Below are 12044 nucleotides of genomic sequence, written 5' to 3' on the forward strand. Positions count from 1 at the left end.
AATTGGAAAAAACTTGTGAAGTTTAGCAGAAAAAGAAGCAATTGCGTAGATTAGGGAATAAAATCAGATAGGGCTTGAAATCTCGTAATTTACCGCTATATTAGCCAGCGTTTTTATATTTCATCGTAATAAGGATAAACAATGACCAACCAGACTGAAAAAGAGCCAGTTGAGCAAGAGATCGTTGAAGAAACCGTAGAACAAGCGGTAGAAACTGAACAAGAAAATGCAAATGTTGAAATCGATCCGCTTGATGCTGCAAATGCTCGTATTGCCGAATTAGAAGCTTATATTGCAGAAGCCGATGCTCGTGAGCAGGATATTGCATTGCGTGCCAGAGCAGAAATTGAGAACGTTCGCCGCCGTGCGGAACAAGATGTAGAGAAAGCTCACAAATTCGCTTTAGAAAAATTCTCAAAAGAGTTATTGAATGTAGTAGATAACTTAGAACGTGGTTTACAAGCGCTTGAAGGGGCGGAAGAAAGTGTAAAATCGGGCGTGGAATTAACCCACAAAGGTTTAGTTTCAACCCTTGCTCAATTTGGCGTAGAAGCTGTTGGCGTTGTGGGCGAAGCCTTTAATCCGGATTTACACCAAGCGATTTCAATGCAACCTGCCGAAGGTATTGAAGCAAATCATATTAGTGTAGTGCTCCAAAAAGGTTATACATTGCAAGGTCGTGTTATTCGCCCAGCGATGGTAATGGTGGCAGGCTAACTCGTATTTTTGGGATTTCGATCCCAGAAATCGAAAAATTTTCCGATTGTAATTGTGTTAGATTACGCTATATTTCAATTGCAATGGAAGAACAAAATGGATAGCACAATGAGCCTACGATTTGATAAATTACGTTTTGTAAAACGCTTGCAAGAAGCCAATCAAACACCTGAAATGGCTGAAGCATTTGCTGATGCACTGGATGGAGCCTTAGAACAAAGTCAAAGTCCGTTAGCTACAAAAGCTGATTTGCAACTCGAGCTTGAAAAGCTAAAAAATGAAATCAATACCACGATATTTAAAGCAATTACCTTAAATATCACAATTCTTGGCTTTTTAATGGCGATGATGAAATTTATTAACTAGCTCAATGTTTAATTACTCACCCTTACCTTAATTAGGTAAGGGTTTTTACGTTTTAATCCTATGACTTTACAATTTAATGCAGTAGCACTTCTACTTGTCGTGCTGATTATTTTAGGGTTCATCAGCCAAAACAGTGCTGTTACTATTTCGGCAGCGGTGTTGCTGATTATGCAACAAACCTTACTTTCTAAATTTATCCCCTTTGTCGATCAATACGGCTTAAAAATCGGGATTATTATTTTAACCATCGGCGTACTTAGCCCCTTAGTTTCAGGGCGTATCACTTTGCCTGAATTATCTCAGTTACTGAACTGGAAAATGGCACTTTCGATAGTGGCCGGTGTGTTGGTAGCATGGCTAGGTGGCAGAGGCGTAAACTTAATGGGCAGCCAACCAGTGCTGGTGACTGGGCTTTTAATCGGCACAGTAATCGGCGTAGCGTTCTTAAAAGGTGTACCAGTCGGGCCGTTGATTGCGGCAGGGATTTTGTCGTTGGTGCTAGGGAAATCGTGATGACAGATAAATTGCAAAAAAATCATAAAAAACCACCACTTGTGAAGCTGGAAAATATCACCATCGCCGATTTCCGCCGTCTATTGGCTCGGCTAAAAGGGGCGGAAAACATTAAAAACGAGGAAAACAAGCGGTCGGTTTTGGCAGAAATTTCGCAAGATTTAGCCGCTTGTCAGGCACGTTTTTTCGCACGAACTCAGCACGCTCAAAACCTGAAAATTGACTACCCTGATCTGCCCGTCTCCGCTCGCCGTGAGGAAATTTTAAAACTGATTAGCGAAAATCAGGTGGTGGTGATCGCAGGGGAAACCGGTTCGGGCAAAACCACCCAGTTACCGAAAATGTGCTTGGAACTCGGGCGTGGCGTGAAGGGCTTAATTGGACATACCCAGCCCCGCCGCATTGCAGCACGTTCCGTTGCCACTCGCATTGCCGAAGAACTGAAATCGGAACTGGGCGAGACGGTCGGTTACAAAGTCCGCTTTAACGACCAAGTCAGCGAAAACAGCCTTGTCAAACTAATGACGGACGGTATTCTGCTGGCGGAAATCCAGCACGACCGCTATTTAAATCAGTACGACACGCTGATTATTGACGAAGCCCACGAACGTTCGTTGAATAACGATTTTATTTTGGGCTATCTGAAACAAATTCTGCATAAACGTCCCGATCTGAAAGTGATCATCACCTCGGCAACCATTGATGTAGAACGTTTTTCTAAACATTTTAACAACGCCCCGATTATTGAAGTGTCTGGGCGGACGTTCCCTGTGGAAGTGCGTTATCGTCCGATTGTTGAAGATGAAGATCAAGATCAGCTACAAGGTATTCTGAATGCGGTGGACGAACTGCAAGCCGAAGGGCGTGGCGATATTCTGATTTTTATGAACGGTGAACGGGAAATTCGTGACACTGCCGAAGCCTTGCAAAAGCAGAAACTGCGACATAGCGAAATTTTACCCCTTTACGCCCGCTTATCGGCTGCCGAACAACAACGGATTTTCCAGCCAAGCGGTGGGCTAAACCGAATTATTCTGGCGACCAACGTGGCAGAAACCTCCCTCACTATTCCGAATATTAAATATGTGATCGACACCGGCACGGCTCGTATTTCTCGTTATAGCTACCGCACCAAAGTGCAACGCCTGCCGATTGAGCCGATTTCACAAGCCTCTGCCAACCAACGGAAAGGGCGTTGTGGACGAACCTCGGAAGGGATCTGTATCCGCCTCTATTCTGAAGAGGATTTCAACAGTCGCCCGCAATTTACCGATCCGGAAATTCTGCGTACTAACCTTGCCGCCGTTATTTTACAAATGACTTCGCTTGGATTGAGCGATATTGCCAATTTCCCGTTTGTTGATGCCCCTGACAGCCGACAAATTCAGGACGGGATTCGGTTGTTGGAGGAATTACAGGCGATTATTCCAAATGAAAAAATCCCCTCCACCGCTTGCGGGGGAGGGCTAGGGAGGGGGGAAAACCATTCTAATGATGGCACTGCCCCCCTCCCAACCTCCCCCCGTAAACGGGGAGAGGGGTTTAGATTAACCCCTATCGGTCGCCAGCTCGCCCAACTGCCGGTCGATCCTCGCTTAGGCAGAATGGTGATCGAGGCGGCGAAAAACGGCTCGTTGCACGAAGTGATGATGATTGTATCAGCTCTCTCAATCCAAGACCCTCGTGAGCGTCCGCAAGAAAAACAGCAGTCGGCAGACGACAAACACCGCCGTTTTGCCGATAAAGAGAGCGATTTTTTGGCATTTGTGAATTTGTGGCACTTTATCCAAACTCAGCAAAAAGAGCTATCAAAAAACCAGTTTCGTAACCTCTGCCGTAAGGATTATTTGAACTACAACCGTGTGCGGGAGTGGCAGGATATCTATCATCAGCTCCGCCTTGCAGTGAGAGAAATGGGCTTAAAAATTAACAGTGAGCCGGCAAGTTACCAGCCAATTCACACCGCCCTGCTCGCCGGCTTGTTGTCGCATATCGGCTTGAAAGATAATGAAAAAATGCACTATTTAGGAGCAAGAAATGCCCACTTTTTCATTTTCCCGAACTCGGCACTTTTCAAAAAACAACCGAAATGGGTAATGGCCGCAGAGCTGGTGGAAACCACCAAACTTTGGGGGCGAATGGTTGCTCGTATTGAGCCGGAGTGGGTGGAGCCGTTGGCGGTACACCTCACTAAATCCAGTTACAGCGAACCGCACTGGGCGAAGTCCAAAGGGGCGGTAATGGCATCGGAAAAAGTATCGCTCTACGGCATTCCGATTGTGGCACAACGCTCGGTCAATTATGGCTCGATAGATCCAACTGTCAGCCGTGAGATTTTTATCCGCTCGGCATTGGTGGAGGGCGAATGGCACAACAATTACAAATTTTTCAAAGAAAATCACCGCTTGATCCGTGAAGTTGAAGCATTGGAACACAAATCCCGCCGCCGTGATATTTTGGTGGACGAACAAGTGCTGTTTGAGTTCTACGATCAGCGAATTGGCACCGAAGTTGTGTCGAGCAAGCATTTTGATACTTGGTGGAAACAGGCAAGTAAAAAAGATCCTGAACTGCTGAACTTTGAAAAATCGTTCCTGATCAACGACAACGCCAACCTTGCCAGCGAGCTGGATTTCCCGAATTTCTGGCATCAAGGCGATTTAAAACTCAAATTGAGCTATCAGTTTGAAGTCGGTAAAGATCACGATGGCGTAACGGTGCATATTCCGCTGCCGCTGCTCAACCAAGTGGAACCCGAAGGTTTCGATTGGCAAATTCCGGGGCTACGCCACGAGTTAGTGGTATCGCTGATTAAATCTTTACCAAAGTCGCTACGGCGAAATTTTGTGCCGGCACCGAATTATGCGGACGCCTTTTTAGGGCGAGCCGAGCCATTTAAAAAGCCGTTGCTGGACAGTCTAAGCCACGAACTACGCCGAATGACGGGTGTATTGGTCGAGCCTGAGCAGTGGGATTTGAGCCAACTACCGCCACATTTGCGAATGACTTTCCGTGTGATTGACGATAAAGGCAAGAAACTGCAAGAGAGCGAAAACCTTGATGAGCTGAAATTTGACTTGAAAGATGAGGTACAGAACACCCTTTCCAACATTGCCGATGACGGTATTGAGCAAAGTGGCGTGCATATTTGGAATTTTGCCGAATTACCACAGTGCTATGAGCAGAAAAAAGCCCATTTCAGCGTGAAAGCCTACCCTGCGATTGTCGATGAACAAACGGCTGTGGGGGTGAAACTGTTTGAAACCGAGTTTGAACAAGCAAGAGCAATGCAAGCGGGACTTCGCCGTCTGCTGTTACTGAATGTGCCATCGCCAATTAAATATCTACACGAAAAACTGCCGAACAAAGCCAAGTTGGGCTTATATTTTGCCCCATTCGGCAAAGTGTTGGAGCTGATTGACGACTGCATTGCCTGTGCGGTAGATAAGCTGGTAGAAGAGTTCGGCGGGTTTGTCTGGACGGAGGAAAAATTCACTCAACTGCACGAATTTGTGCGGACAAATTTAAACGACAAAACCGTAGAAATTGCCAAACAGGTTGAAAAGTGCCTCACACTGGCATACGAGCTAAACAAGCGGTTAAAAGGCAAGCTCGATTTTACGATGGCGTTTGCCCTAAGCGACATTAAAGCCCAAATCGAAGGGCTGATTTACCCCGATTTTGTCACCAAAACCGGTTACGCCCGCCTTGCAGATTTATACCGTTATTTGACTGCTATCGAACGCCGTTTGGACAAACTGTTGGTGGACAGTAACACCGACCGAGCCAAAATGCTCCGAGTGGAAGCGGTGCAAGCGGCATATAAACAGCTCCTTGCCAAACTGCCAAAATCCAAAGCGGTGCCAGACGAGGTGCTGGAAATTCGCTATATGATCGAAGAACTTAGGGTTAGCCTGTTCGCCCAACAGCTCGGCACCAAATACCCGATTTCGGATAAGCGGATTTTAAATGTAATTGCGGAAGTAAAATAGCAATATTAAGGCGGTCAGATTTCTTTTAGTTTTGGCTAGGGTAAAATCTGCCTAAGCTAATTCACTACTTTAAACCTCAGCATACGCTAATCAATTTGTAAAGTTTTGAAGAAAATCGACCGCTTGTAAACTTACGTTGAAATACTCTAGGCTTCTTTAGTCTTTTTCCAGAAATCTGTTGGAGATGGGTTAAATAAGCTTAGATATTTCAAAGAGTGCCTATTTCTTTACAAATAATGTAATACCTTCAACTCGGAACACTTGCACCGAATCACCAATACGTAGATTCTCCCCAATCACGCGCCATGTGGTATCATCAAATTTGCCTCGCGCAATACCGTTCTCCAGTATCTCGACAATCACCCCTCTTGCTCCTATCATTGCGTGTTCTCTTGAGTTCAGAGAACTATGTTCATCATCTTGTTGATCTTTACCATGCTGGTATTTCCACCAAACTAGGCTGAAAGTAATCGCTAGCACAGCAAAAATTGTGACTTGGTAGGCAGGCTCTAAATTCGGTAAGAGTGCAGAAACTGCGGCTAAAATGAGAGCCGCAAGTCCCCACCACATAATAAACACGCCTGGCACAATTAATTCTAGTGCCAGTAGTAAAAAGCCTAAACTTAACCAACCAGCCCAATTCAATAACCAATCCATTTTTCCTCCTGATGAGACAAGGGAAGAGACGCCCTATTATGATGAGCTTTTATTTGATTTTAGTAGCTCAGCAATACCAGCTACTGAACCAATTAAATTACCTGCTTCTAACGGCATTAACACTACTTTACTATTATCTGCCGAGCCAATATCTTTGAGGGCTTCAGTGTATTTTTGTGCAATAAAATAGTTAATTGCAGTAGTATCGCCTTTTGCAATTGCCTCTGAAACCATTTGAGTTGCTTTAGCTTCCGCCTCAGCTGCGCGTTCACGTGCTTCCGCTTGCAAGAAAGCTTCTTGGCGTTCCCCTTCTGCTTTGAGAATACGGGATTGTTTTTCACCTTCTGCGCGTAAAATTTCAGCTTGTCGAATCCCTTCAGCCTCTAGAATATCCGCTCGCTTATTACGCTCTGCCTTCATCTGAGCATTCATGGCTTCCACAAGTTCACGCGGTGGACGCACATCACGAATTTCGATACGAGTAACTTTCACTCCCCAGATATTGGTGGCTTCATCAACAATAGTGAGCAATTTACCGTTAATTAAATCTCGTTGAGAAAGCATGTCGTCCAGATCCATTGAACCAAGCACGGTACGCATATTAGTCATAGTGAGATTAACAATCGCATCTTCTAGGTTATTGACCTCATAAGCTGCTCGCCGAGCTTCAACAACCTGCACAAAACATACAGCATCAATCGCAACACTTGCATTATCTTTAGAAATGACTTCTTGCGATGGAATATCTAGCACTTGCTCCATCATATTGATTTTACGGCCAATTCGCTCAATAAACGGCACGACAATATTCAACCCCGGAGTGAGTGTTTTGGTATAGCGACCAAAACGCTCCACCGTCCAGTGATAACCCTGCGGTACAATTTTAATTGTTGAAGAAAGCGTAAAAACGATGAGTAAAACGAACAAAATAGGCAATAGAGAAAAATCCAAACCAAACATTTTATGCTCCTTTACTTTGGAAGAATTGGAGTTGATATAGTAATCTCTTTTCTCGGAATTACTAGTAAATTTTATAATTTCAAGCGTATAATTCTGCCATTATCAAGTTGTTACTCAAAGAAAATGAAACCAGCAACAGCAACACTAAGCGGAAAAAATCTCCGCCATAATATGCAATTAATCAAAACACTCGCCCCTCATAGTAAACACTGTGCTGTAGCAAAAGCAAATGCTTATGGGCAAGGTTTACATCATCTTGTTAGAAATTTAAACGATCTCGTTGATGGCTTTTGTGTCGCCCGCATCAAAGAAGCGCTTGCAATTCAAGAAAGTGGCTATGAAGGAAAAATCCTTTTATTAGAAGGCTTTTTTGACCGCGAAGAGCTACTTAAAACGGTTTCTCGGCGCTTTGATACCGTTGTGCATTGTATTGAACAGCTTGAATTACTTGAACAAGTTTCTGCTGAATGGCAAACTGAACAGGCAAAAGGCTTTTGGAAACGAAAAGCAAAAATTTATTTCCCAATTACCGTTTGGCTCAAAATTGATACAGGTATGCACCGTTTAGGTATCCATCCAGAGCAAATTGCAGAATTTCACCAAAGATTGACCGCTTGTGCCTTGGTTGAGAAGGTCAATTTTGTCAGCCACTTTAGCCGCGCAGATGAGCCTGATTGTGGCTACACTGAAAAACAAATTGCGATCTTTGAACAGGCAACAAAAGGCTACGAAGGCGAACGCAGTATCTCCGCTTCTAATGGCATTCTTTACTGGCAACAAGCTCATTATGATTGGGTTCGTCCAGGAATTATTATGCACGGTATTTCTCCTCACACTCACCCCATTACCTCGCTAGGCTTCAAACCGGTGATGAAATTTGCTTCATCGCTTATTGCTATTCGCTCCCATAAAGCTGGTGAACCTGTTGGTTATGGCGGTGCTTGGGTAGCTGAGCAGGATACCAAAATCGGTGTTATTGCCGTTGGTTATGGCGATGGCTATCCACGTAATGCACCACCTGGTACGCCGGTGTTTATCAATGGGCGAAGAGTACCTATCGTAGGACGAGTATCAATGGATATGATGACTGTCGATCTTGGTATTAATAGTAATGATAAAGTGGGGGATGAAGCTGAGCTTTGGGGGGAAAATTTGTTAATTGAAGAAGTCGCTAATGCCATGGGGGTAATCAATTATGAATTAATTACCAAATTAACCCCAAGAGTGCTTTTTGAATATCTTGATTAACGCTAGCACATTTAAATAATCTTGTAACATCATTCAAAAAAAGGATATTACACAGCGTTGAATAGTTTGCAAAAAATTCCCTGAAATAGACCGCTTACATAAGATAAAGCAACATTACCTCCTAATGTTTCATGTTTATTTCTCTTCTCGCTAACCCTCGGTTCTCAGCAAAATACCAAGAGGTTAGCGATTTATTATTTCCCTTACGAATCAAGTTGTTACAAACTTCCATCATATAACAGATATTATGCTACACTATAAATCAATCCCCATATTTTAAGCTAGCGAATTGTTAGGGTTTAATCCTTGTGACGTAATGCTTTGAGATATAGGGAGCAGCTACCTGTAGGTGGCTGAGAGTTGAAACGCTGCTTTTGGCATAGTCCAACGCCTGCTTAAAAGCAGCTACCTGTAGGTGGCTGAGAGTTGAAACGGCAAAGGTTGGGTAAATCGTGTAGCAGGTAATCGCAGCTACCTGTAGGTGGCTGAGAGTTGAAACTTAATGGTTTTGCATACCGTTACCCCCTCAAGTAGCAGCTACCTACGGGTAGCTGCCATTCTATTTCTAGCAAAGATGAATGTTACTCAAACAAATCTCCAAGCAAGAATTGCAATACCGAATCCATTCTTAAGTGAGGAAGAGCTTGGTCAAAGTCGATTTTTCTAGGTTCAAACTGATCGAAATCGAAGGTATGATTTTGCCAAAAATCCGAATTCGGTAGCCGATTGGGGACGCTCCCTGCAAACTGGGTTACCTGTCGCTTATCCTTTGTCCGTACCCCTCGAATAGCTTTAAAGCTCTGCCCATTTTCACTCACCGTCACGGCTTCGGTCGCTCGAATTGCAGAAATGGCTTGATAAGCTGTTTCAATCCCGTCAAATTCAGCATGTCTGCCACCTTCCTGCACTAACTGTCGCATAAGACTTTCTAAATTTGGAAGCTGATCACTTGTGATGTGATCGGCTTTAGTTGCGGCAAATAGAAGTTTATCAATATTAGATGAAAATAAGCGATGAAACAGTGAACGGTTACCATAGTGAAAATGCTTAAATAATTGCTGTAAGCCAATTTTCATCTCAATAAAAGCTTGCTGACTATGATTTAATGGCGTTAAGCAGTCTGCTAAGATCACCTGTCGGTCAAATTGTGAGAAATAATCTTTATAAAACGGTTTCACAATTTTATCTTGATATTGGCGATAACGCTTTTTCAGAGTATGAAAAACGCTATTCACCGCGCTATTTTCAAGCGATTGCCATTCTTGTTCGCTTAAATCTAATAAAGGAAAAAATTGATAAACAGGTGCGCCTCGTTCTGCATTTGGCAAGACGAAGCGGCCTGGTTGAATATATTGCATGCCAGCTTGCTTGCATTGCAGTAAGTAAGCGGTATAAATATCGCTTAAATCTGCAAGGCGATTTTCGTCCGCAACAGCACTTAGATCTAATTTCTTCACTTCATTTAACCAAGCTTGAGCCAATTTTGCCCGTTCGCCGGTGTGCACCACTTGCTGTGCTTGCGACCATTCTTTAAAAGATTGCGACATTAATGGTAAATCTAGCAACCACTCTCCTGGATAATCAAAAATATCGAGATAAAGTGTGGAAGTTTCTTTAAAAATACGGCTGAAACTACTGCGGTTACGGTAACGGATTGCTAACCGGATTTCACTAATTCCCGTGGTCGAGGGACACCATTTCGGTTCTTCTTGCTCAAAGCAAGCTCGGTTACGATCATACTCAAAACGAGGTACTGTAGGATCACCTTGCGCTATGCGCTTCACTGATAAAATTTGTCCATTTCTGGCTGCGGCAAACAGATTAAGATGCGCATTCTTTTCAGGCTGAATATGCAATAGTTGATCAACAAAGCTAGTAATAAAAGCTGTTTTGCCACTGCGACTTAAGCCTGTCACAGCAAGACGAATATGGTTATCGAAACCGCGTTGCACAAAATGGGTTACTTTATTTTGAATTCGGTTAAACATTTTCTGATAATATGTTGAAAAAACTGGGGCGAAATATAGCAAAAAATGGGGTATGATTCATCTCCTTAAAAAACCAAGAGAAATAGCATGCAAGACGAAATCGAAATTAAAATTATGCTGTTGCCAGAGAATATTGCTTTAATAAAGCAGTGGCTTACCCAGCAGCCAATACAAAAATATCAGCGACAAACATTAGGTAATACCTATTTTGACACGCCTGAGCTTTTTTTTGCAAAAGCACAGATGGGCTTACGAGTACGCACTAAAAACAATCAGCATGAAATCACGTTAAAAATGAAAGGCGATATTGTTGGCGGTTTGCATATTCGTCCTGAATATAATCTTGATTTGCCAAACAGCCAGCCCGATTTCAAGCGGTTAGTTTCACACTATAATTTGCAAATTGCCAATAGCGATGCGATTGCCGAAAATCTTCAGGCGACATTTAGTACCGATTTTGAGCGAGAAAGTTGGTTATTAAATTATCAGCACAGCCAAATTGAAATTGCGCTTGATATGGGGATTATCAAAAACCGTTTTGGTGAAGAGCCAATTTGTGAAGTGGAGTTTGAATTAAAACAAGGGAATCTAGCCGATTTATTTGCTTTAATTCAAAATATGCCTAAACGAGACGGGATGTGGCTCAGTAGTTTGAGTAAAGCGCAACGAGGCTATTTCGTTGGAAGAATGGACAAAATTGCAAAAGAAATCGAAAAACTGAGCGCTTGCCATTTAGATAATATGGCAGAAGTCGAGCGCTATCAAGTCCAGCAGCAAATGGCAGATTTTTTACGCTTATCTCCAGAAGCAACAATATTACGCTCACAATTAGGCCTTGAACATATCCCTTTGGGGGATATTTTTGATTACCTCACTTCCGCACGTTATCTAGATCAGCAACTCTCGCACATGCAACAAAGGTGTTAGATGCTATCGCAAAAAGAAAGGCAGAAAATCTAATTTCTGCCTTTAAGTACCTTATTTGACAAGCTCAAATACGAGATCATCAAACTGTATGTCATTGACATTCAATCGCAATGTATATTTGCCAAGCGGATCATTTTGATCAAAACGCCAACAAGTTTGAATCATTTTACCATCAGCACTACCCATCATACTGGTGATGGCTGAACGTTCATTCTCAACCTTAATTGTGGCCCCCGGTTTTACAAATTTTGCTTTTACACTTGGGGCAATAAAAAGTTCTGTTACTTTATTCAGATTTGCCGGTTCAAGCGGAATACCTGAAGCAGCCCAACAAAGCTGCAAATTGCTATTGCTAACGGAATAGATCTGATTCCCAGTATTTTTAGCTACCTTGCCGGACATATCCATCACAGATAAATATGCTCTAGGTATCTCTGCTGTTTGTGCTACAGCCTGTACTGAAACAGTTAGCGCTCCCACAGTGGCAATGCTTGCCAACGCTAATAATTTTTTCATTTAATTCTCCGAGTTTTTGCTATAAGTATGACGCAACTCTTGGGCAACGATAGCGATGGCTTCACCACTACTAACCCCCTGTTGCATTAATTGTTGAATTTTCTCTACAGCTTGTTGCTGCTGCTCATGAGTTAAATTCAAAAGTAAATTATCCATAAAA

General features: G+C 43.1%; 11 protein-coding genes. 6 read left to right on the forward strand and 5 right to left on the reverse strand.

The features are described 5' to 3' along the window. The first annotated feature begins 141 nt into the window (after positions 1 to 141). The 4 genes from grpE to hrpA all read left to right on the forward strand — a co-directional run bounded on the left by grpE (position 142) and on the right by hrpA (position 5588). The gene (gene grpE / locus F542_RS06485; protein ID WP_015432303.1) at positions 142 to 717 is read left to right on the forward strand and encodes a nucleotide exchange factor GrpE; all 576 of its coding nucleotides are present in this window, start codon (positions 142 to 144) and stop codon (positions 715 to 717) included. Positions 718 to 813: 96 nt separating this feature from the next. Continuing rightward, complete coding sequence (locus F542_RS06490) at positions 814 to 1083, forward strand: CCDC90 family protein (RefSeq protein WP_015432302.1); 270 nt, start codon at positions 814 to 816, stop codon at positions 1081 to 1083. Positions 1084 to 1143: 60 nt separating this feature from the next. Further along, positions 1144 to 1596, forward strand: a complete 453-nt coding sequence (locus F542_RS06495; protein ID WP_015432301.1) for a DUF441 domain-containing protein — start codon at positions 1144 to 1146, stop codon at positions 1594 to 1596. Then, positions 1596 to 5588, forward strand: a complete 3993-nt coding sequence (gene hrpA / locus F542_RS06500; protein ID WP_025267141.1) for an ATP-dependent RNA helicase HrpA — start codon at positions 1596 to 1598, stop codon at positions 5586 to 5588. The genes F542_RS06495 and hrpA overlap by 1 nt, the downstream gene beginning before the upstream one ends. Before the next feature lie 219 nt (positions 5589 to 5807). Here the strand turns inward: hrpA and F542_RS06505 are convergent, their stop codons facing one another. After that, complete coding sequence (locus tag F542_RS06505; RefSeq protein ID WP_015432298.1) at positions 5808 to 6245, reverse strand: NfeD family protein; 438 nt, start codon at positions 6243 to 6245, stop codon at positions 5808 to 5810. A 36-nt stretch (positions 6246 to 6281) separates the two neighbouring features. Then, the gene (locus tag F542_RS06510) at positions 6282 to 7205 is read right to left on the reverse strand and encodes an SPFH domain-containing protein (protein WP_015432297.1); all 924 of its coding nucleotides are present in this window, start codon (positions 7203 to 7205) and stop codon (positions 6282 to 6284) included. Positions 7206 to 7328: 123 nt separating this feature from the next. Between F542_RS06510 and alr the strand changes: the two genes are divergently transcribed. After that, complete coding sequence (gene alr, locus F542_RS06515; RefSeq protein WP_015432296.1) at positions 7329 to 8453, forward strand: alanine racemase; 1125 nt, start codon at positions 7329 to 7331, stop codon at positions 8451 to 8453. A gap of 581 nt (positions 8454 to 9034) precedes the next feature. Here the strand turns inward: alr and F542_RS06520 are convergent. After that, complete coding sequence (locus F542_RS06520; RefSeq protein ID WP_015432295.1) at positions 9035 to 10441, reverse strand: YcjX family GTP-binding protein; 1407 nt, start codon at positions 10439 to 10441, stop codon at positions 9035 to 9037. Positions 10442 to 10528: 87 nt separating this feature from the next. Here F542_RS06520 and F542_RS06525 point away from each other — a divergent pair, with 87 nt between their 5' ends. Then, positions 10529 to 11368: a CYTH domain-containing protein gene (locus F542_RS06525; protein WP_015432294.1), complete on the forward strand. Its 840-nt coding sequence runs from the start codon at positions 10529 to 10531 to the stop codon at positions 11366 to 11368. A 51-nt stretch (positions 11369 to 11419) separates the two neighbouring features. Here the strand turns inward: F542_RS06525 and F542_RS06530 are convergent, their stop codons facing one another. Together F542_RS06530 and F542_RS10900 are read right to left on the reverse strand one after the other, a co-directional pair. Next, positions 11420 to 11884 (reverse strand): hypothetical protein, encoded by a 465-nt coding sequence (locus tag F542_RS06530; protein WP_025267142.1) that lies wholly within the window; start codon positions 11882 to 11884, stop codon positions 11420 to 11422. Next, a complete protein-coding gene (locus F542_RS10900; protein WP_015432292.1) occupies positions 11885 to 12040 on the reverse strand; it encodes a YoaH family protein in 156 nt (51 codons plus the stop codon). Positions 12041 to 12044: the final 4 nt, after the last annotated feature.

It is taken from the genome of Bibersteinia trehalosi USDA-ARS-USMARC-188, assembly GCF_000521725.1.
In the GTDB taxonomy this organism is placed as follows: Bacteria; Pseudomonadota; Gammaproteobacteria; order Enterobacterales; family Pasteurellaceae; genus Bibersteinia; species Bibersteinia trehalosi.